Origin of the sequence: Kribbella turkmenica, assembly GCF_004348725.1 — a bacterium.
Lineage (GTDB): Bacteria > Actinomycetota > Actinomycetes > Propionibacteriales > Kribbellaceae > Kribbella > Kribbella turkmenica.
In genome coordinates this window covers 1-21729 of sequence record NZ_SMKR01000131.1, presented here as the reverse complement: position 1 = coordinate 21729, position 21729 = coordinate 1, and the positions used below count along the sequence as shown (strand labels likewise).

Sequence of the window (21729 nt, the reverse complement as noted above, 5' to 3'; positions counted from 1 at the left end):
GTCGAAGGTGGGGCGGGGGTTCTTCCAGTGGCCGCGGGTGAAGTCCGGGATCTTGACCGGGCGCAGGTGTTCGGTCTTCATCGACTCGTGGCTGAGTGGGATCACCGAGCACCAGGCGGCCGAGTCGTACACGTCGATGTCCGGAGTCATCCCCAGCCGCATCAGCTGGATCAGGCGGAAGATCGCCACGAAGTCGCCGCCGCCGTGGCCGCCGTACTGCTCGGCCAGCCGTTCGAGCGCCGGCCACAACCAGTGGTCGTGCTGGGTCAGGATGCTGGTGTAGCTGCTCCCGGTCCGCCAGGTGTGGTTGTCGTGGCCGAGGGACTCGAGGTAGACCCGGGCGTTGTCGAGCTCGATCGAGCCCCGGGTCCCGGTCAACGTCGTCTCTCGGGTGTACGGATGCGGCGAGTTGACGTCGTGCTCGACCCGGATGAACCGGCCGGACGCCGTGGTGACGAAGGCGCTGTGCCGGTCGCCGGAGATGTACGGCGCGTCGTCCCACGACGAGTGGCCGGGCCCGACCCGCGGATCCTCCGACCGGAACAACGCCAGCGCCTTCGGCGGGCTCGACACCGCGACGATCTCGTCGAACCGGTCACCGCGGTTGATCCCCATCGCGGCGGAGACCGGGCCGAGGCCGTGCATCGGGTAGTGCAGGGCGTTCATCCGGGTCTGCCAGCGGCGCCGCCAGTGCTCCGGGTAGTAGGCGCCGCCGAACAGGTAGGGCCAGCGCAGGTCGTGGACGTAGCCGCCGGACGCGTGCTGCACGTCACCGAACAACCCGGCCGAGACCATGTTGAACAGTTGCAGCTCGGGCCGGAAGTAGTTCACGTTCTCCAGCAGCATGCAGTGCTTGCGGGTGCGTTCGGACGTCCGGACCAGGTCCCAGATCTCGTGCAGGTGCGGCGAGATCGGCAGTTCGATCGCCACGTGCTTGCCGTGCTCCATCGCGGCCTTGGCCTGCGGGTAGTGCCACTCCCACGGCGTCGCGATGTACACCAGGTCGACGTCGTCACGCCGGACCAGGTTGAGGTAGTCCTCCTCTCCGTTCGAGTACCCGGCCGGCGGGGTGTCCTGGAAACCCTGCGCCATGATCCGGCCGATCGTGCGCTCGACCCGGGCCGGCCGGATGTCACAGACGGCGGTCACGGTGGAGACGGCACCGAAGCGCACGTCCTGCCCACCGCCGCGGTTGCCCAGGCCGATCAGCCCGACCCGGACCTTCTCGAATCCTTCGAACGGTACGTCGACCATCGGCTGCTCACCGCGGTCGCGGGCGGGCTCCCAGGCGGCCGCCGGTCCGGCGGTGGCGGCACCGACACCCACACCGGCGCCGAGAACGGCACCGGATCTGATCAGGTCCCGGCGAGAGGGGTTGTAACGGCTCGGAGACGACACAGTGATCACTTCCCTTGGGCGGTTAGGCGTGACTGAACATGTCTCGTTACTTGATGTACCGAGCAGTATTGGTCAGTCGCTCAGCCCACACAAGACGAACTCCCCGGTAGTCCTCAGGGTTTCGGCTTCTTCGGTTTCGGCGGAGCTCCGGGCTTTCCGGGTTCGTCGGGTTTGCCGGCCTGAGCCCCGGACTTGCCGGCCTTCGAGGTGTCCCTTGCCTTGACGGCGGGCGCCGGCGGATTCGGCCCGGCCGACGGGCGGGAGCTGGGCTTCGAGGTGAACGCTGTGGTCCGGGGTGCGACTGGTGCGGTCGGGGTCGTCCTGACAGCGTCACCGGGTGAGAGATCGTTGGTCGCCGGCAGGTTCACACCCCGGATCTCCAGCAGGATGCCGACGGTCGCCGCCACGAGCGCGATCGCGGCGGCCACTCCGGCGAGCACGGGCCGCGCGCGCCGGCGTCGTACCGGAGTGTCGGCGGCGGCGGGCGGCTGCGCGCCCTGGGCGAGCTGGGCGGCGGTCGGGCGCCGGGCCGGATCCTTGTCGAGCAGCCAGGAGATCAGCGGCTCGAGGCCGGCGAGCTCCGGGCGGAGCTCACTCGGCGGCACCGGATCGGTCTGGACGTGCTGGTACATGATCAAAGCCGGCGAGTCGGCCAGGAACGGCGGACGGCCGGTGACGAGCTGGTACAGCACACAGCCGAGCGCGTAGACGTCGGCCGGCGGTTCGGCGGGCCGGCCGAGGGCGCGCTCGGGGGCGAGGTAGTGGCTCGTGCCGACGATCTGACCGGTCGCCGTCAGCGTCGTCGTGGTCTCGTTCAGGAACCTGACGATGCCGAAGTCGGCGATCTTCACCGTGCCGTCCACGGCGAGCAGCAGGTTGCTCGTCTTGACGTCGCGGTGCACGATCCCGTGCCGATGGACGGCGGCCAGCCCGGCCGCCGCCTGCCGGATCACCTGCTCGGCGCGCTCTGCGGTGAACAGTCCGTCGCGCCTGAGCTCGTCGGCGACGGAGCAGCCGGTCACCAGCTCCATCGCGAGGTAGTAGCCGTCGCCGTACTCGCCGAAGTCGTAGGCGGCGACGACGTGCGGGCTGCGGATCCTTGCCGTCGCCCGCGCTTCGCGGAGGAATCGTTGCGACGCGGCGAGGGTCTGCGGGACCGGAAGCATCAGCTTGACCGCGACCTCGCGGCCGAGCACCTCGTCGGTCGCGCGCCGCACCTCGCCCATCCCGCCGCGTCCGAGCACCTCGCCGAGCCGGTAACGCCCGGCGACCAGTCCGTCGTCTGCTTCCCTCACTGAAGGTCGGTACCCGCCCGCATGCGGCCTACCACACGATCGCGACGACCACGAGCGCGGCGGCCAGGACGAGGAGCACCGGCAACGCGACGGCCAGGCCGGAACGGCGTGCCCGCGGCGTCCGGCCGTGCTCGAAGAAGTAGTCCCGGCCGTTGCCGAACTCGGGTCCCCAGCCGAGCTGCGGCCGCACCGGGTCGCCACCGGGCATGCCCGGCAACGGATGCCCGCCGTACACCGGCATCGAACCGTCGGGCAACGGACCTGGCGGCCGCGCCGCGGGCGATGTCGAGTCCTGATCCGGCATCGTGGCTCCCCACCCCTAGGACGCCCTTCAGAACGGTCGCCGGCATCTCAACAACCCGGCGTCTCGCAGTCTGCCACCGCGACTCCTAGCCGCACCAGTCCCCGGAATCGTCGCCGGAGCAGCACTCTGCGTGGATATCGATGCCCTCGGCAACATTCCGGAGACCCGCGGTGGTTCACGGAACGTCAACCTGTAGACACGTGACGTATGTGCGCGGGCGGTCCCGGGGTGTCATCGTCGTGTCGTTGTTTCCGCCCCGGGATCCCGTCGTACGCACGGCGGGATCCGACGTTCCTGAAGGAGCGATGCATGACCGAGTCCGCCCCTCCCCCACGACGCCGGCGGGTCCGCCGTCTGCTCGGCGTCGTCCTCGGTACCGCCGCACTGATGGTCACCTCGGCCGCGGCCGCGTACGCCGCCCCGCCGCCACACCTCCCGCAGAACGCCGGCGGGTACGAGCAGTCGTTCTCGCCGGCGTACGACTACGACACCGACGGGTGCTACGCGACGCCGGCGATCGGCGCCGACGGCACGCTGAATCCCGGCCTCAACCCGACCGGCGCGGTGAACGGCAACTGCCGCGACCAGTCCGACCTCGACAACTCCCAGACCTACGCCCGGACGAAGTGCAACAACGGCTGGTGTGCGGTCGTGTACGCCAGCTACTTCGAGAAGGACCAGGCGGTGCCGGGCAGCAGCCTCGGCGGTCACCGGCACGACTTCGAGCACGTCATCTCCTGGATCAACCAGGCCGCCAACCAGGTCGCTTACGTGACCACCACCCAGCACGCGAGCCAGGTGACGTACCCGCGTTCACAGGTCCGCTTCGACGGCTCGCACCCCAAGATCGTCTACCACAAGGACGGCGCGAGCACGCACTTCTTCCGGCTCGCGAACGGCAACGACGACCCGCCCGAGAACCACTACCACACCTGGCGCTACCCGCCGCTGGTCGACTGGACCGGATGGCCGAGCACGTCGCTGCGCGACCAGTTGATGAACGCCGACTTCGGCTCCGCGACCATCAAGATCACTGACAAGGACGACCGTTTCCGCAACCTGCTGAACGCCGCCAAGCCCGCCGGTGTCCCGTTCGACCCGTGGGCCTGACGGCACGAGGCCGGGTCACCCCGACCGAGCATGGCCGGGGTTCGGAGTTCGACGGCCGGTGCCGGCGGTGAGACACGCCCCAGCGCCGTCTGGTGATGGCCGGTCCAGGTGGATACGTTCGCTGCATGCTTTCGCTTCAGGCCCTGGTGGACGATCCCGCGTTGGAGCTGCGGGTGCTGGAGGCCGGAGAGCCCGGAGCGCTCGAGGCTCGGGCGCTGTGGTTGCACAACACCGAGTTGCCGGACCCGTCGACGTACGTGCGGGAGGGCGAGATCGTGCTCACCAACGGGCTCTGGCTGGCCGAGGCCACCCCGGCCGAGTTCGTCGCGAACGTCTGCCGGGCCGGGGCGGCGGGCATGGTGTTCGGCCTGCGGGAACAGACCCCGAGGACACCGGCCGAGCTGATCGAGGCGTGCCGCGAGGCCGGGCTCCCGTTGCTCGAGATCTCGATCCGGGTGCCGTTCACCGCGGTCACCGAAGCCGCCGCCGCGATCTACACCGAGCAGCGCCAAGGCGCCCTGGTCGGCCTCGTCCGCCGGGGCAACGCGCTGGCGGCCGCGATCTCGCATGGTGCCGGTGCGTCCGGTGTCCTCTCGGTACTGCGACGCGAGCACGAGCTCCCGCTGGCCGTCGTCGACCGGATGGCGCGGCAACTCGCCGCGGCCGGCGTCGACCTGACCGCCGACCAGCTCCGGCTGGCCGCCGAAGGCCTGGCACGCCGGCCGCCGCCGCTGGAGATCGACCTGGGCGAGGCCGGCCGCGCGAGCATGTTCCTGGTCAGTGCGGTCGGCGACATCGACGCGGCGCTGCTGTGTCTGCGCCCGATCACCGAGTTGTCCCGGGCCGAGCAGGACGCGCTCGAACAGACCGCCCGGTTCCTCAGCCTGGAGGTCGCGAAACAGCAGGCGGTCCAGGCGATCGAGCAGCGGTACGCCAGTGAGCTGCTCGACATGATCCTGTCCGGTCCGCAACGGGCCGCCGAGGTGCCGGACCGGCTGCGCGCCTTCGGTGTCGACCCGGACGGCGCGCTCGCGGTGTGCACGCTGGCCTTCGCGGACGGCGAGACGCTGCCCGGGATCGCCGAGGCCGTGACCGACTTCTTCCTCGACAACAGCACGGCCGTCGTGGTCGCGGCCGGCAGCCAGGACGTGGTCGCCGTCCTGCCGTGGCGGCAGCCGGCCGACGAGCTCCCAGAGCTGGCCGGCCGGCTGCGGGACGCGGTCCGGAAGAGGTTCCCGGGGCACCGCCCGGTCGTCGGGCTCGGTGAACCGGCCGCCTCCGCCGCCGATCTGCGCCGGCCCCTGGTTCAGTCCCGCGAAGCCTGCCAGGTACTGCGCCGTCGACAGGGCGGTCGACCGGACTCCGACGTGGCCACGATCGGGCAGCTCATCACGTACCGGTTGCTGCTCGGACTGCACGACGCCGAGACGCTCACCGGGTTCGTCAACCGGGTGCTCGGCCCGCTGCGAGCGCACGACCAACGCCACAGCGGCGAGCTCGAGCACACCCTGCGCGTGTTCCTGGAGTACGACGCGCAGTTCGGCGCGACCGCCGCGGCGCTCTTCGTGCACGTGAACACCTTGCGGAACCGGCTGGCGAAGGTTGCCGAGCTCACCGGTCTCGACGTCGCCCGGACCGTCGACCGCGTCGACCTCTTCCTCGCCCTGGAGGCCGACGCGATGCGTCAGTCCGGGTAGACAGCCGGATCCGCGTCCACCTCCGGCAGCGGAGCCTTGCGGACGTCGGCATCCGCCAGCGCGGCCGCCGCGACCTCCCGGCACCGGGCGAATCGAACGTCACCGCACGAGAGCGCGTACTCGATCAGCTCGCGCAACGCCAGCATCCGGCCCGGCCGGCCGGTCAGGAACGGATGCATGCACAGGTTGAACAGGCACCGGTAGTGCCGCATGCCGTCCAGCTCCGCGCGCCACAGCTCGAGCACCTTGCGCGGCGACTCGATCACCGACCCGACGTCCGGCTCCGGGAGGAAGGCGTACTGCTCCCAGTCGTCCAGCGACCAGTGCACCGGCAGCTCGACGATCGTAGACTCGCCGACGTTCAGCAGGTATGGCCGATCGTCGCCCATCAGCGACGAGTCGTACAGCAGGCCGTGTTCGGCGAGCAGCCCGTAGGTGTTCCGTCCGGCCTCCCAGAGCGCCGCCCGGTACCCACTGATCTCGATGCCCTGCTTCTCGAACACGGCGAGTCCACGCTCGAAGTCGGTCCGCTCCTCGAACGGGTCCAGCGACGTCGGCGCCCGGTGGCTGTAGGTGTGGTGGGCGATCTCGTGCCCGTGCCCGGCGATCGTCGCCACCAGTTCCGGCCGCCGCTGCGCCACCCACCCAGGGACGAAGAACGTCGCCGGGACCGCCAGCTCGTCCAGCAGCCCCAGGATCCGCGGTACGCCGACGCCCGGGCCGTACCCCTGGTGGGACATGGTCGTCAGGTGGTCGGCGTACCGGCGGCCCCGGGCGAGGATCGGGGTTTCGGCGTCCACGTCGAACGTCAGCGTGGCCACCGCGGCCGACCCGTCATGCCAGCTCATGGCCAGCAGCTTGCCGCCAGGCGCGGGCGTTGGCCAGCGTGACGCTCGGTTGCAGCATCGCCCGGTCGAAGTCGGCCGGCTCGGCGTCCTTCGCCCACCGGTTCGGCAGGTCCGGGTTGGCCAGGGCGGCGTGCCCGATGGACAACAGGTCGGCGTGGCCGTCGGCCAGCACCTGCTCGGCCTGCGCGAGGTTGTGCATGCCGCCGTTCGCGATCACCGGCAGCCCGCCGATCCGCCGGGCCAGCCCGGTGATCGTCAGGCCGCCGTCCAGCCGCGCGGTGTCGAGCCAGTTGCGGCCTTCGCTGGCGATGTGCAGGTAACTCGCGCCGGCGTCCGCGAGCGCCGCGAAGATCACCTCGCCGTCCCGGGCGCCCCCCGGCCACCGGTACTCGACGTCGTTCACCTTCGTCTGTGACAACCGGACACCGACCAGGAAGTCCTCCGGGACGGCGGTCTTGATCGCGGCGGCCACCTCCGCGGTCAGGCGGATCCGGTTCGCGACCGGTCCGCCGTACGAGTCGGTGCGCCGGTTGGTGTAGACGGTGACGAACTGGTCGAGCAGGTAGCCGTTGGCGGCGTGGATCTCGATCCCGTCGAACCCGGCCGCCTGCGCGTTCCGGGCGGCCGCGACGAACCCGTCGACGATCTCGTCGATCTCGGCAACGGTCAGCTCGCGCGGCGCGGTCCACGGACCGCTGCCGCCGTACTCGGGCATCATCTCGCCGAGCGGCACCACCGCGGACGGGCCGACCCGCGCGGTGCCGTAGGCACTGCCCTGCGAGAGCGCGCCGGCGTGCATCAGCTGCGCGACGACCGGCCGGCCGGCCGCGTGCACCCGCGCGGTCACCGCCCGCCAGCCTTCCACCTGCTCGGCGGTCGCCAGGCCAGGCTGGTTGAAGTAGCCCTGGCTGTACACGGTGTCCGGATAGACCCCTTCGGTGACGACCAGCCCGAACCCGCCTTCCGAGAACTCCGCGTAGTAGTCGGCCATGTCCACGGTCGGTACGCCGTCCGGCGACGCGGACACCCTGGTCATCGGTGCGACCACGAGGCGGTTGGTGAGCTCGTGCGAGCCGAGCCGGATCGGCTGCAGGGCGGGATGGATCATCGGTGGTCGACTCCTGGCTGGTCGATGGCGAGTGGGGACGGCTCGGTGCCGTTGATCCCGGTCAGGTCCTGGGGGCAGGCCGAGACCACGACCACGCAGTCGGTCGTCGCCTCGAAGGTGATCGAGTCACCGGGTGCGGTGGGTGCGGGCAACCAGCCCAGGGTGCCGTCGTCCGCGACCGGAACGTTCATGAAGACGTTCACCGGCTGCGGGACCGGGACACCGCTGACGAGGCCGAGACCGCTGAGCGCGTCGGCCAGGTTCTGCGCGCACGAGGGGTGGTCCGGTACGCCCAGCGCCGCGTACCGCGCGGGGTCGCAGGCGGCGATCAGCAGGTCGTGCCGGCCGGGTGAGTCGTCGGCGACGACTCGGAGGATCGGTCGCCGGAGGTCGGTGACGAAGTCGTCGCCGACCGCCGGAAAACTCCGCTCGGTGTGCGCCCGGGTGTGCGAGGCACTGAGGTGCTCGGTGAGCACCGACCGGCCGTCGTCCCCGAAGGCGAACAGGTCTCCGACCTGCGCCCCGGCCAGGTCGACGACCCGGAACCGCTCACCGCGGCCCACCCGGATCGCCCGGCCGGAACGGGCCGGCACGACCACCCGCCTGCTGAGAGTCTCGGTCACCATGCGGGCAACCCAACCAGTTCCCCGACCGCGATCCGATGGACGAACGAACAGCGATTCGGACGGATGCTGGAGATTTCTCCATCAGATCAGCGAGGTGTTATCCGTCGCATGACCCAGGAGGCGGAGAGGGCCTCGACCGTCAGGAGGCTCCGGCCGGCCGGTTGTGGTCGATCTTGCGCCGGGTGGCAGGCAGCCGGCCGGTCTCGAGCAGGTGCTGGGCAACGTCTCGCAACTTGGTGTTGGAGTGTTGTGAGTAGCGTTTCAGGATGTCGAAGGCGCGACTGTCGTCGATCGTGAAGCGTTCCCTGAGAATGCCGACGGCTTGGCCGATGCACTGGCCGGCGTAGACAGCCTCGAGGAGGGAATCGTGTTCCTTGGCCGCGGCGATCGCCACCGCGCCGTAGGTGGCGACGCGCGGTGCCTTGGCGTCCTGGGCGTCGAAGCCGTGCGGTTGGTCACCGATCAGCGTCACAGCGCCGAAGGTGAAGCCCGTGGCAGTGAGCGGAATGGAGAAGATCGAGCGTCCCCGGTGCGCGACGTGGCCGGCCCACAGTGGCCAGCGGGTTTCGCGTGCAGTATCGGGGACCAGGACGCTCAAACCGGTTGAGATCGCCGTCAGGCACGGCCCTTCGCCGCAGTCCAGCTGAGCCGCGAGCGCGGCGTGCGAGGCGTCGTCGGTGGCAGCTGCCACCGTGATCCTGGCGCGATGGCGCAGCGCGATGGTCGCGTGGTCACAGGCCAGGAAGTCGACGGCGAACGCCAGGAATCGGTCCATCGTCTGCTGCAGGTCAGGCGCCTCGTGCAACTCCACGACCAGGTTCTCCAGCCGGTCCTCGTCGAGCATCGGCACTGCCCGAGACTGCGGCGAAGCGGCGCCGCTCAGCTGACTTTGGTCTGTCGGCTGCGCACCGTGGTCGGATGACGGGAAGGTCATTCGGTTGCCCCCTACTCGAACCCGGTCGGGTTTCGTCGCGCTCGATGCCCTGGTCGGCACACACCTCGGCTGGGTGTGCCCGGGTCAGACGAGGCCGGGAGGCTTCGACTGCCACCCACTCGAACCGCGGGTAGGAAGACAACTCTTTCTACCCTGTATCCGGGGCGATGTCGAGGGCGTAGGGTGGGCGGCGTGACGGTCGACGGGGCAACGGAGCGCAGACAGCCGCCCCGGCAGCGCATCCTCGACACCGCGTACCAGCTGATCTCGCGGCGAGGTGTTCGCGACGTCGGGGTCGAGGAAGTGATCGCCAAAGCCGGTATCGCCAAGGCGACGCTGTACCGGCACTTCGCCTCCAAGACCCAACTCGTCCTGGCCGTGCTCGAGCAGCGCGAGCAGCTCTGGACACTCGGCCTCGTCGAGGCCGAAGCGCGGCGACGCGGTGCCACCGCCGAGGACCAGCTCCTGGCGGTGTTCGACGTCTTCGACGATTGGTTCCGCAGCGACGCCTTCGACACCTGTACGTTCGTGAACGTGCTGCTGGAGATGGGCGCCGACCATGCGCTCGGCGAAGCCAGCATCCGCCACCTGAAGAACATCCGCACCGTCATCGCCCGCCTGGCCACTGAAGCGGGCCTGCGAGACCCCGAGGAATTCGCCCTCTCCTGGCACATCCTCATGAAAGGCTCCATCGTGTCCGCCGCAGAAGGCGACACCGAGGCCGCCCGCCGCGCACAGGCCATGGCGGCCAGCCTGATCAGCCAGTACCGCTGACCGCTCGTCGCGGACCGCCCAGATCGCAACCGCACGACTGCAACCGGGACACCGCCGAGCTTTCCCGCAGAATGGAATATCGGCGCGCTCCGTGGGTACAGAACGCCACCACAACTCGGCGCTCCCCAGGAGAAGACAATGTCCGACATCCGCAACACACCGTCTGACGCCGGCCTGAACGACGTGTCACAGCGGCCGGCCCCGACTCATCGATGGAGCAACGAGACCAAGCCGGCCTACAGAACCACCGAGCTCATCGTCTATCTGGCCTCAGTGATCGCGGTGCTGATCGCGGCCGCGGTGGTCGACGAGGCCGGCAACGCCGGCGGCGGTTTCGGCGCCAGGCATGCCTGGCTGTACGTCACCCTCCTGACCATCGGCTATCTCGTCAGCCGTGGACTCGCGAAGTCCGGTAGCCACCACCACGACGAAGGCCGGTAAACCACAGCAGATCCTTCAGGTCGGCTAGCGCCGAAGTGTCTTCCAACTGACGGCGGCCAGACCGGAGACCACCGCTGTCCCGCCGACGGCCCGCAGCCAATGCCGTCCCCAGCGGCCGTACTCCCCGTCGCCGCCCGGCTGAGGAATCATGACGTTGCCCGAGTGCGGGGCGATCGGCTTGCGAGACAGACCTCCGGTCTTCATCAACGGAGTCACCAGGACGTCGAAGATCGCCGGCAGGTTGCGAAATCCGAACACCGTCAGGCCGTTCGCCACCCCGACGGACACCGAGCGGCTGGGACGGTCGGCCAGCCGGAGTATCCGCCGCGCGACCTTCTCCGGCGGATCGATCGGCGGCGGCGGGCGACCGATCAGGCCGGCGTAGTTCGCGGCCTGAGAGTACGCAGGAGTGTTCACCGACCCTGGCCAGACGAGCACGACCTCGACTCCAGGGTCGGTTCTGACCTCCATCTGCCACGTGCGGGTCAAGCCGTGGACAGCCCACTTGCTGGTGACGTAGGCACTCAGGTACGGCGTCGCGATCATGCCCAGCAAGGAGCCGACGACGATCAACGTGCCACCGCCCTGACGCCGGAAACCGTGCAGAGCGGAGCGTCCGACATTCGCCGTGCCCCGGACGTTGACGTTGATCACCTGGTCGAAGACGTCGCCCGGAACGTCCTCGAAGCGTCCGTAGGCCAGGACAGCAGCAGCATGGACGACAACGTCGACCTTTCCGAAGCGCCGCTCGGCCGCCTCGATCAACGCGTCGACCTGGTCAGCCTGCGACACATCGGTCGGCACCGCCAGTACGTCGCCGCCGTCGGCCGTGCAGAGTCCCTCGGCAACCGCGAGGCTGTCCGACGAGCGCCCGGCCAGCACCAGCCGAGCGCCCTGGCGAGCGAACGCCCGGGCCGTCGCCAGTCCGATACCGCTCGAGGCGCCGGTGACCACCACGACTCGCGTCACGGTGTCAACAGCACCTTCACAGCACCGTCCTGCTTCTTCTGGAACATCTCATAAGCCGCCGGACCGTCCGACAGCGGAAGCCGATGGGTCGCGAACCCGTCGACACCCAGCGGGTCCGCGTCGGTCAGCAGCGGCAGGATGTCGTCGACCCACCGGCGTACGTTGCCCTGTCCCATCCTGAGCTGGATCTGCTTGTCGAACATGGTCAGCATCGGCAACGGATCGGCCGCACCGCCGTACACTCCGCTCAACGAGACCGTGCCGCCCCGGCGGACCAGCTCGATCGCGAGGTAGAACGCCGCGAGCCGGTCGACACCCACCGTTTCCATCATCTTCTCGGCGATCCCATCCGGGAGGAGTCCGACGAACTTGTGGGCGGCCTGCGCCTTCGGCGATCCGTGCGCTTCCATCCCGACCGCATCAATGACGGAGTCCGCACCACGACCTTCGGTGAGCTGACGCACCTGCTCCGCCACCTCATCGGAGTACTCGACGACCTCCACACCGCGGTCCTGGGCGCGCTTGAGTCGCTCCGGCACGAGATCGACCCCGATGACCCGGTACCCCCGGTGCAGCCCGATCCGGGCCGCCATGTCTCCGATCGGGCCGAGTCCGATGACCGCCAAGGTTCCACCGTCCGGCACGCCCGCGTACTCGACCGCCTGCCAAGCGGTCGGCAGTACGTCGGACAGGAAGACGAACCGATCGTCAGCCGGCCCAGCAGGGACGACGATGGGGCCGTACTGTGCCTGTGGGACCCGCAGATACTCCGCCTGACCGCCCGGAACCTGGCCGTACAGTCTCGTGTAGCCGAAGAGCGCCGCCCCCATCCCTTCCTCACGGACCTGCGTGGTCTCGCACTGCGACTGCAAGCCACGGTCGCACATGAAGCACCGGCCACACGCGATGCCGAACGGAACGACCACTCGATTCCCCACCGCCAGGTTCGTCACCGCCGAGCCGGTCTCGACCACGATGCCCATCGGCTCGTGCCCCAGCACGTCGCCCGGCTCCAGGTAGGGGCCCATGACCTCATACAGATGCAGGTCCGATCCGCAGATGCCCGTGGACGTGACCTCGATGATGGCGTCCGTCGGCTCCTGGATCGCCGGATCCGGCACCTCGGAGTACTCGATGTTCCGCTTTCCCTGCCAAGTCAAAGCTCTCATGGTTCTCAGTACCCCCGATGACACTCGGCAGCCTGCTGGGCCGGGTCATGGAGGTTGTCCGTCGCCCCGGGCTCACGGTCGGGTACCTTCACCACCGACTCCACGCCGGTCGGCATCCAGAGCCGTGATTCCTCGATGGCTTCGCTCAACAGCCGCCGGAGCAGCGCATCGCCCTCCCGAACGCGAAAGTCCGTGACCGCACGGATCGTTCCCGCGACGACCAGCGGTGCCTCCCTCTCGTAACCGAAGGAGTACGGCCGAGCCCGCGACATCAAGACCTTCGTGGCCCACGCGACGGCGTCCGGTAGCTCGACCAGTAGTCGAGCGCTCTCGTCGCGCACCTTACCAGCCGGTCTGCCGTCCAGTTCGGCCAGCACGTACTCCGCGGTGAGCAAGCCGGCCACCAGCGTCCGCTGAAACCGCCCCGAGATCGCGGGAACAACGAGCCGAACACACCGCGCGACCAGCGCCGGTACCAGCCGCGGGTCGTCCGACGTCACGCCGATCACTTCGGGGATCATCGGGACGAGGTCTGCCCGGGCCGCGTCGGAGGTCTCGTCGTTCACCTCTCGGGCCACCAATGCCAGCAAGGGATGCGTGCAGTCCGGGTGGTCGGACCAGTCGAGGCCGGCTAGGTATGACGCGTACTCCATGAAACACGCACCGCGGCGCAGGTTTCGATGACGCCCGCGCGACAGGACAGGTAAAGCCATGTTCTTGCTGCCAGTTCGCATCCTGTACCTCCGATGGACCCGGGCATCTGTACCCAACTGACAGGCGGACATGCAGCCGCGGTGACCCGAACTGCCGGCCGAACTCGTGCCGGACGGTCGCACCGCGCGCGCTGCCGGGCTCGCGGGCCCGCGTCAGCGTGCTATGGAGCAGATGGAACGCAGCGAGCCGGTGACCGACCATCTCGTCACCTGCACGAGCACGATCCTGCTGTTCACCCCGACCCAGCCCTCGTCAGCAGGCCCTTGCACGACGCCCGGCACACCGGGCCCCGGTGGGCATCATCTGGTCGACCCGGTCCGGTGCCGGCTTACGTTGGCTGAGCCCGAGGCGGCGCAGCCGCCAGGTTGCCCAGGGCAATCACTGCCGAGGTCTCCAGGAGCTTCAGGCCCAGGGTGATCCCGAGACCCCGACGTGGTGGCTTGGACTCAATGCACCGGGGTCGCGGCCACGGGTGGGTAGGGCGAGTCGGCGAGGCCGAGGTTGCGCCAGACGAAGCGGGGGATGCGGGCCAGGAAGCCGCGGAGGAACGCCGAGCTGTGGGCGATCGTCGGCTGGTCGTGGACGCCCGGGGAGAACCACGCCCACTCGTCGGCGATCCGGAAGGAGACCGGCGGATTGGCCATCAGGTACTCCATCTGCCGGGGATGGATGACGTCGTACGCCCACTTGGTGTCCTGGGCGGTGACCGCGAACTGGTCGTTGAACGCCTCACTCTCGAAGCTGATCCCGCGGCCGAACCCGCGCCTGCCGACCTGCAGCCACGGCATCCGGGCGGGCAACTGGAACCCGAGGATCGCCTCGCTGTGGTGCTCGGTGACCGTCCGGGTCTGCGTCCGTCCCTCACTGTCGGTGGAGGTCTCGGTCCGGGTCGTCTTCCAGTGGTGCGAGAACGCGACGAACGGCGGGCCGTCGCCGTCGCGGCCGCGGATCACCTCACTGGTGCTGTGGTCGTGACCGGACCGCGTCACCGGCGGGAGCTCCAGCAGGCTGTCGTCGACGCCGACCCAGTACCAGTCCGGGTGGTGGTAGAACGTCAGCCGGGGCGGCTGCTCCGGCTGGATCCACTGGTCCAACGGCGCGGCGTCGATCGCCGTCGCGACGGTGGCGAGCAACTCCAGCCACGGGCCGAGCAGCTCGACCTCCTTGCGCGGCGGATCCAGCACCACCAACTGGTCGCCGTCGATGCTCAGGTTCACACCCGGCCGCCCCGCGGCCAGCGCATGGAGCCGCTGCGTCACCTGTGCCGTCAGCACGGCCGACCCGAAGTCCTGGTCCACCGCACCGACCTGCCAGCCCGGACCGAGCGTCGGAGCCGGTACGACGGTCGCGGCCACGCCGTACCGCGGCCGGGTGTCACCGCCGGTGACCCACAGCTCCGGGAGCCGGCGGCTGAGCGTGACCATCCCGACCCAGCCCGACCAGTGCTCGGTCTTGTACTCGATCACCTGGAATGGCCGGCCCAGGCTGGTGTGCCCGATGATCTGGTCGTCCGGCTGCCGGCGGAAGCCGAGCCCGAACGGCGGGTTCCCGAGCCGGCCGACCGCGTCGAACGCCGGACTGTTCACGAACGTCCAGCCCCGGTCCCGCAACGACTTGATGTACCGCCGCCGCCGTACCAGCGCGACGATGCCCCAGGTGATCCCGGCCGCGACCAGCACCACGACGAACAGCCCGACGACTCCCAGACCGTCCACAGCCACCTCCTCGGTTCACGGCCGGATCCAGGGCGACGATAGCCGCCGACCTGGTCAACCAGCCGATTCGACGTGCTGACCCGCTGTCCGGCTCCGCGGCCGGGGACGGCGTGGGGCGGCGGTGCTCGTGCGGACGACCAGGGAGGTGTCGAGCACGGTCTCCCGGGGGTGGAGGTCGGGGTTCTGGACCCGGCGGACGGCCGCTCGGACGGCCGCGGCGCCAAGGTGGGCCGGGTCCTGGCGAACGGTGGTGAGGTCGACCGAGGACGTACGGGCGATCGGGGCATCGTCGAAGCCGGCCACGGACAGGTCTTCCGGGACGCGGGCTCCGTGACGGATCAGGGTGTGCAGCAGGGCGACGGCGGTGTCGTCGTTCGGAGCGATCACGGCGGTCGGCAGCTCGGGCCGGTCGAGCAGCGAGCGGGCCGCGGTGGCACCGGCTTCGCTGAAGTAGTCCGCGGCCGCATAGTCGCCTGGAACGGGCAGGAGGTCGCCGGTCAGGCCGCGGCGGTCGACGGCGCGCTCGTAGCCGCGCCGGCGGAGCGCACCCGGTGGCATCGAAGTGGGATCGACGTACGTGACTCCCCGGTGCCCGAGGTCCGCCAAGTGGTCCACCAGCTGCTCGATGCCCAGGTCACCAGACGATCGGACGACGTCGTAGTACCGGTTCGGCCTGCCGAAGCCCACGTCGACCACCGGGACGTGGCTGCGCCGGGCAATCGCCCGCAGGTCGACGGTCGAGCCGATCACGACGAGCGCGGCGCAGCGGTGGCCGAGCAACTCGTCGACCGCTTCGTCGGTGCTCCGGGTCGACGTCTGCGCGCTGAGCATGACGTCGTATCCGAGCGCCGACGCCGCCGGGTAGATCGCCTCGACGATCTCGGGCTCGGTCGAGTGGGCCGGCGCGAAGACGACGCCCAGGTCCTTGCTGCGGGCCCGGCGCAGCGACCGCGCCCCCACGTGCGGGCTGAAACCGAGCTCCTTCGCCGCCGCGCGCACCCGGCGCCGCGTCTCCGCGCTGGCTCCCGGCGCGTCGCGCAGGACCAGCGAGACGAGTTGCCGGGAGACGCCGACGTGGGCCGCGAGGTCGGCCATCGTCGGTGGACGACGGGGATCGCCCGTCACCACGACCCGACGTACTTGCCGATGGTGTCGCGCATGTACGTCGCCGAGTCACGGGCCCGGTCCTCCCAGGCGAAGACGCACGACGTCATGATGGTGTCGTCGCGGTCACCGAAGCCGAGCTCGCCCAGCGTGCTGAAGAAGGTGTCCCAGTCGACCTCGCCCTGGCCGATGTCGAGATGCTGGTGGACCCGCGCGGTCGAGCCGGGTGGGTTCACGATGTAGCGCAACCCGGACGAGGCCCGGTGGTCGAAGGAGTCGGCGACGTGCACGTGGGTCAGCAGCGGGCCGGCGTACCGCATGATCCCGGCCAGGTCGCCGCCCATGTGGAAGGTGTGCGGAGCGCAGTACAGGAACGACACCAGCGGGCTGTTGATGCCGCGGATCAGGTCGATCGCGACCAGGCCGTCCTCGACGAAGTCGTCCGGGTGCGGTTCCAGCCGCAGCTCGACACCTTCGCGCTCGAAGATCGGCAGCAGCTCCTCCAGCGACTTCCAGAACATGCCCTCGCTGCGGCTCGCCTGCTCGGGGCGGCCGTTGAACTCGGAGTTCATCACCCGGCAGTCGAGGTCGACGGTGAGCTGGATCGCGCGCTTCCAGTACCGCACCGCCGCCTGGCGTTCGTCCTCGTCCGGGCCGGACCAGCGGTACAGCGGCAGGTGCGAGGCGACCTCGACACCGGCCGCGCCGAGCGCCTTCCGGAACGCCGTGACCCGGCCGTCGTCGGCCCGCGGATGCAGGAAGAACGGCGTGAAGTCCTCCCGTGGCGACAACTCGAGGTACTCGTACCCGAGGTCGGCCACCAGCCCGGGTACCTCGAGCAGCGGCGTCGTCCGGAACATGTACGGGTCGAGCGCGATCTTTGTCATGACATGATGGAACTAGCACGTGCTAGTCGCTGTCAAGACCTCGTCCCGGGCGGACGCCGCGGAGAACTGTCAGCGGTAACGGCGGGACGCGTCGGCGGCCTTCGACTCCCCCGGCTGCCACTGGGCGATCCACGGCCCGGTCCCCTCGGACGGGTCGACGATGCCCTCTTCGAGCCAGTCGTAGGCGCCGTCGAGCACGCGCCGGGCGACCCTCGTGTCGATGTCGTCGGAGTTGCTCCACAGCTGCTCGAACAGGTGGTCCACCCGCAGCCGGGCCTGCTCGCAGAACGCCTCCGCCAACTCGTACGCCGGCTCCCCGCGCGCCGGGTCCTCGATCCGCAGCATCTCGGCCCGGGTGCAGGCGGCCGCCATCGCGAACAGTTCGGCGCCGATGTCGACGATCCTGGCCAGGAAACCCTGCCGGTACTCGAGTTTCGCCTGCCACCGGCCCATGCCGTAGAACGTCTGCCGGGCCAGTTTGCGCGCCGACCGCTCGACGTAGCGCAGGTGCTTGGCCAGCGGCCCGAACTCGCCGTACGACCGCGGCACGCTCCCCTTGCCGACGGCAAGCTTCGGCAGCCACTTCGCGTAGAAGCCGCCCGCGCCGACGGCCGCCTTCGCCTTGGCCTGCAGGTCGGCCTCCGCCGAGGCCAGGGCGCCGGCCGCGGCCAGGTGCGCGTCGACCGCCTCCCGGGCGATCAGCAGGTGCATGATCTCGGTCGACCCCTCGAAGATCCGGTTGATCCGCAGATCGCGCAGGACCTGCTCGGCCGGTACGGCGCGCTCCCCCCGGGCGGCCTGCGAGTCCGCGGTCTCGTATCCGCGGCCGCCGCGGATCTGCACCAGTTCGTCGGCGATCTGCCAGGCCATCTCGCTGGCCCACAGCTTGGCGAGCGCCGCCTCGATCCGGATGTCCTTGCCGCCCGCGTCCGCCAGCCGCGCGGACAGGTCGAACACCGACTCCAGCGCGTACGTCGTCGCCGCGATGAACGAGATCTTCTCCGCGACCGCTGCGTGCCTGCCGATCGGCCGGCCCCACTGCACCCGTTCCGCGGACCACTCCCGGGCGATCTTCAGGCACCACTTGCCGGCCGCCGTACAGGTCGCCGGGATCGAGAGCCGGCCGGTGTTCAGCGTGGTGAGCGCGATCCGCAGACCGTCGCCCTCCCGCCCGAGCCGGTTCTCGGCCGGCACCCGGACCTGGTGGAACCGGGTCACGCCGTTCTCGATTCCGCGCAGCCCCATGAAGGAGTTGCGGTTCTCCACCGTGACGCCCGGGGCGTCGGCCTCGACCACGAACGCGCTGATCCCGCCGCGGCCGCCGTCGTGCTTCGGCACGCGGGCCATCACCACGACCAGCTCGGCGATCACGCCGTTCGTCGTCCACAGCTTCACCCCGTCGAGCAGGTACGCCGTGCCGTCCTCGGTCGGGGTCGCGGTCGACGCCATCCGGGCCGGATCGGAGCCGACGTCGGGTTCGGTGAGCAGGAACGCCGTCACCGCGCCGGCCGCGCACCGCGGCAGGAACCGCTGCTTCTGGTCGTCGGTGCCGAACATCTTCACCGGCTCCGGTACGCCGATCGACTGGTGCGCCGACACCAGCGCGCTCAGGCTGGGGTGAACGGAGGCGACCAGCATCAGGGCCTCGCCGTAGTACAGCATCGGCAGGCCCAGGCCGCCGTACTCGACCGGGATCTTGATGCCGAACGCGCCCAGGTCGGCGAGGCCGCGCAGGTACTCGTCCGGGATCCGGTCCGCGCGCTCGATCAGCAGTCCGTCGAGGGTCTCGCAGTACGCCCGCAGCCGGGCGAGGAACTCGTCGCCGCGGACCACGGCGTCCCCGGCCGGCCGTGGCTGCGGATGGATCAGGGACAGGTCGAAGTCGCCGAGATACAGCTTCTTGGCGAAGCTCGGCCGGGTCCACTCGGTCTCGCGAGCCGCTTCGGCGACCTGGCGGGCCTCGCGCTCGCTCGCGTTGCGGCCGGTCCGCGGTTGCCCTGTGGTCTGTCCCGTGGTCCGCCCTGAGGTCTGCCCTGAGGTCTGCCCTGAGGTCTGCCCTGTGGTCCGCTCCGTGGTCATGCCACTTTCCTTCCGCCCGGGGCACGCACTACTCACCAGTCTTACCCGGAAGTAGCCAGCGGGGAACCGCTGGCGGCAACCACTTCCGTACCGACGGTGAGACCCCGTACTCTCGACCGCTACGGTGTCGTGGGGGCGCCGGGGAATCACCGCGAGTAGATCGTCGCGGTCCAGGGGGAGGTACTCGCTGATGCAGGTCAGCCTGTCGATCGACGGTGTGCTCGTGGTGCCCGTCGAGGCTTACACGTTCTCGGTGACCGGGGCGGTCACGGTCGCGACCGGGAAGTCCCGGATCTACCTCGAAGGCGACTACGTCGTCGAAACGGTCCGGGCGGCGGTGAACACCGCGCCGACCGGGTCCGCGCTGGTCGTCGACGTGAACAAGAACGGAACCACCATCTACACCGACCAGGGCCAGCGGCCGAGCATCGCCGCCGGATCGAACAGTGCCACCGGCAACGAACCGGCGGTGACCACCCTGGCGGCCGGCGACTTTCTCACCGTCGACGTGGACCAGGTCGGGTCGACGGCCGCGGGGTCCGACCTGACGGTCACCGTCCGGGTCCGCCGGGCCGGCTAGGGGACGGCTGTGGCGCAGTCAGCGGGCTACACCTTCAACGCGGACACGGTCGACGGCACGACGGTCAGGGACGTCGCGGGCTACTTCCTGCACGGCACGATCGTCGGGTCGGCCGCGCTCGTCGCCGGGAAGTACGGCAACGGGCTGGACTGCACGGGCGGCGCGCTGCACGTCGTCGTCCGGCCGCCGAAAGCCGGCGACTCCTTCTATCCGCTGAGCACCGACGGCGGCCTGTCGGTCGCCGCCTGGGTCAAGCTGAACGACAACACCGCCGCGGCCCGCTGCATCGCGTCCGCGACCAGCACCGGCACGCTCAACTGGGCCGTCTACGCCTCGAACGCCGGTGGCACGGTGGAGGCGAGGATCGCCGGAGCGACCTACAGCACCAGCACGAGCATCCGCGACGGCCAGTACCACCACGTTCTGGTCACGTACGACGCGACGCCGGCGACGGACATCGTGAAGATCGCGGTCGACGGCGTCCAGGTGCTCTCGGTCGACTCTTCGGCCGCGGTGGCGTACTCCGGCACCGAGGTCACCATGGAGGCCGGCCGGAACGCGCTCACCGGCACCGAGGCGCTCAACGGGATCGTCGACGACCTGCGCTGGTGGAACGACCCGGTCGAGGCCGCGTACTGGCCGACCCTGGTCGGCGCCGAGCAGATCGATCACCTACTGGCGATCTACCCGTTCGACCACGACACCGCCGAGGACTTCGGCAGCTACGGCAAGGACCTCGCGGTCGCGCCGTCGGCCAGTTTCACCACTGGTCTCTACGGGCGCGCGCTGGTCTCCGGTACGGCGGCCGCCGGCGCGAGCGGCGTGGTCGACTTCCCCGCCTGCGACCGGCTGGCGATCTGCGGCTGGCTGCGGCTCGACACCGCGCCGGCCGGTACGGCGGCCCCGCTCCTGGCCGTCACCACCAGCACCGGGAACGCCCGGGTCCGCGTGGTGGTGAACACCAACCGGACCGTCACCGGCACCTGGACCACGATCGACGACGGCACCGTCTCGGTGACGAGTACGGCGGCCCTGACCGTCGGCCAGTGGACCCGGTTCCAGTTCGCGATCAATCCGACGTACGTGCAGGTGCGGCTCGAGGGCGACCAGGCGACCGAGAGCATCGGTGACGGCGTGCCGCACGTGGCGCCGGCGATCGACGGGCTCGACCGGCTGTACGTCGGCGGCGACGCGAGCGCGGGTGGTCAGGTGTCGTTCGACTACGTCACCTTCACCAAGAACTTCCTCGCCGAGGTGACCTCGGGCTACTGGAGCGGCGCACCCGTCGTCACGCCGTACCGGCCGGCCAACGTCGCGCGCGGCGTCTACCACTTCAACGAGAACACCGGGACGACGGCCGACGACAAGTCACCGGCCGGCAACGACCTGACGCTCACCGCGGCCGGGTCGTGGGTGAGCGGCATCCAGGAGTCCGCGCTCGGTGCGAACGGCACTGGTCCGGGTGCGTCGAGGACGACGTCGACGTGGCCGGCGTCGCCACCGGGGTGGGCGTTCTCGGCGTGGGTCAAGTGCCGCTCCAGCAGCAGCGGTGCTCGCTTCCTCGTCCTGCGGAACGCCGGCGAGGAGGTCGCGCACGCGGGCCGGCTGGACGGGTTGTTCTGGGTCAGGTTGTTCGGGGCGAGCGGGACGACCGGCATCATCAGTTCGTCCCGCGGACCGATCCCGGCCGAGACCTGGACGCACGTGGCGGCGTCGTGCGACCAGAAGGCGATCCAGTTCTTCCTGGACGGGAAGAGGTTCTCGGTCGAGCCGTACTCGGCGGGGGCGCTGCTGCAACCGACCGCCCTGCACGTCGGCGGCGACGACCCGGACTCCTCGGTCGCCGACGTCGACGACCTGCGCCTGTTCGACAGCCCGATCAGCGCGGCCAACGTGGCCTGGCTCCACCAGAACACCGGCCAGTACTACGACGTCGCGCCCACCATCTTCGCCGCCTGGGGCATACCGCTGTAACCC

The 21729-nt window shown here is 70.0% G+C and carries 20 protein-coding genes; 6 read left to right on the top strand and 14 right to left on the bottom strand.

The window, feature by feature from the left end:
- The 3 genes from E1218_RS25895 to E1218_RS25885 form a co-directional block, all read right to left on the bottom strand.
- A partial coding sequence (locus E1218_RS25895; RefSeq protein ID WP_202866188.1) for a Gfo/Idh/MocA family protein occupies positions 1-1398 on the bottom strand: 1398 nt, incomplete at its 3' end.
- 113 nt (positions 1399-1511) lie between these two features.
- A complete protein-coding gene (locus E1218_RS25890; protein ID WP_233712469.1) occupies positions 1512-2693 on the bottom strand; it encodes a serine/threonine-protein kinase in 1182 nt (393 codons plus the stop codon).
- 28 nt (positions 2694-2721) lie between these two features.
- Entirely contained in the window at positions 2722-2997 is a 276-nt protein-coding gene (locus tag E1218_RS25885; protein ID WP_132324566.1) for a hypothetical protein, read from the bottom strand.
- A 309-nt stretch (positions 2998-3306) separates the two neighbouring features.
- On the opposite strand from E1218_RS25885, the gene E1218_RS25880 reads away from it, so the two are divergent.
- Complete coding sequence (locus E1218_RS25880) at positions 3307-4107, top strand: NPP1 family protein (RefSeq protein WP_132324564.1); 801 nt, start codon at positions 3307-3309, stop codon at positions 4105-4107.
- 125 nt (positions 4108-4232) lie between these two features.
- On the top strand, positions 4233-5804 hold the full coding sequence (locus E1218_RS25875; protein WP_132324562.1) for a PucR family transcriptional regulator: 1572 nt from the start codon (positions 4233-4235) through the stop codon (positions 5802-5804).
- On the opposite strand, the gene E1218_RS25870 is transcribed toward E1218_RS25875, so the two are convergent.
- The 4 genes from E1218_RS25870 to E1218_RS25855 form a co-directional block, all read right to left on the bottom strand.
- Positions 5792-6652 (bottom strand): polysaccharide deacetylase family protein, encoded by an 861-nt coding sequence (locus E1218_RS25870; protein ID WP_202866187.1) that lies wholly within the window; start codon positions 6650-6652, stop codon positions 5792-5794. The two genes, E1218_RS25875 and E1218_RS25870, sit on opposite strands and share 13 nt — an antisense overlap.
- Entirely contained in the window at positions 6639-7760 is a 1122-nt protein-coding gene (locus E1218_RS25865) for an oxidoreductase (protein ID WP_132324558.1), read from the bottom strand. Before E1218_RS25865 ends, E1218_RS25870 begins: the two co-directional genes overlap by 14 nt.
- On the bottom strand, positions 7757-8386 hold the full coding sequence (locus E1218_RS25860) for a DUF1989 domain-containing protein (protein ID WP_132324556.1): 630 nt from the start codon (positions 8384-8386) through the stop codon (positions 7757-7759). Before E1218_RS25860 ends, E1218_RS25865 begins: the two co-directional genes overlap by 4 nt.
- Before the next feature lie 139 nt (positions 8387-8525).
- Entirely contained in the window at positions 8526-9230 is a 705-nt protein-coding gene (locus tag E1218_RS25855) for a GAF and ANTAR domain-containing protein (RefSeq protein ID WP_233712470.1), read from the bottom strand.
- A 282-nt stretch (positions 9231-9512) separates the two neighbouring features.
- On the opposite strand from E1218_RS25855, the gene E1218_RS25850 reads away from it, so the two are divergent.
- Entirely contained in the window at positions 9513-10094 is a 582-nt protein-coding gene (locus tag E1218_RS25850; RefSeq protein ID WP_132324552.1) for a TetR/AcrR family transcriptional regulator, read from the top strand.
- 138 nt (positions 10095-10232) lie between these two features.
- Positions 10233-10535 (top strand): hypothetical protein, encoded by a 303-nt coding sequence (locus E1218_RS25845; protein ID WP_132324550.1) that lies wholly within the window; start codon positions 10233-10235, stop codon positions 10533-10535.
- Between the two features lie 24 nt (positions 10536-10559).
- Here E1218_RS25845 and E1218_RS25840 read toward each other — a convergent pair whose 3' ends face one another.
- From E1218_RS25840 to E1218_RS25810, 7 genes are all read right to left on the bottom strand, one after another.
- Positions 10560-11504: an SDR family NAD(P)-dependent oxidoreductase gene (locus E1218_RS25840; RefSeq protein ID WP_132324548.1), complete on the bottom strand. Its 945-nt coding sequence runs from the start codon at positions 11502-11504 to the stop codon at positions 10560-10562.
- Positions 11501-12673: an alcohol dehydrogenase catalytic domain-containing protein gene (locus E1218_RS25835; protein WP_132324546.1), complete on the bottom strand. Its 1173-nt coding sequence runs from the start codon at positions 12671-12673 to the stop codon at positions 11501-11503. Before E1218_RS25835 ends, E1218_RS25840 begins: the two co-directional genes overlap by 4 nt.
- Before the next feature lie 5 nt (positions 12674-12678).
- On the bottom strand, positions 12679-13326 hold the full coding sequence (locus E1218_RS25830; protein WP_132324545.1) for a hypothetical protein: 648 nt from the start codon (positions 13324-13326) through the stop codon (positions 12679-12681).
- Positions 13327-13833: 507 nt separating this feature from the next.
- Positions 13834-15102, bottom strand: a complete 1269-nt coding sequence (locus E1218_RS25825; RefSeq protein ID WP_132324543.1) for a hypothetical protein — start codon at positions 15100-15102, stop codon at positions 13834-13836.
- 54 nt (positions 15103-15156) lie between these two features.
- The gene (locus E1218_RS25820) at positions 15157-16197 is read right to left on the bottom strand and encodes a LacI family DNA-binding transcriptional regulator (RefSeq protein ID WP_132324568.1); all 1041 of its coding nucleotides are present in this window, start codon (positions 16195-16197) and stop codon (positions 15157-15159) included.
- A gap of 26 nt (positions 16198-16223) precedes the next feature.
- Positions 16224-17093 carry a sugar phosphate isomerase/epimerase family protein gene (locus E1218_RS25815; protein ID WP_132324541.1) on the bottom strand — a complete coding sequence of 290 codons (870 nt, stop codon included), beginning with the start codon at positions 17091-17093 and terminating at the stop codon, positions 16224-16226.
- Between the two features lie 69 nt (positions 17094-17162).
- Entirely contained in the window at positions 17163-19172 is a 2010-nt protein-coding gene (locus E1218_RS25810; RefSeq protein ID WP_132324539.1) for an acyl-CoA dehydrogenase family protein, read from the bottom strand.
- A 190-nt stretch (positions 19173-19362) separates the two neighbouring features.
- On the opposite strand from E1218_RS25810, the gene E1218_RS25805 reads away from it, so the two are divergent.
- Positions 19363-19752, top strand: a complete 390-nt coding sequence (locus tag E1218_RS25805) for a hypothetical protein (RefSeq protein WP_132324537.1) — start codon at positions 19363-19365, stop codon at positions 19750-19752.
- Between the two features lie 9 nt (positions 19753-19761).
- Positions 19762-21726 carry a LamG domain-containing protein gene (locus E1218_RS25800; protein ID WP_132324535.1) on the top strand — a complete coding sequence of 655 codons (1965 nt, stop codon included), beginning with the start codon at positions 19762-19764 and terminating at the stop codon, positions 21724-21726.
- Positions 21727-21729 lie beyond the last annotated feature (3 nt).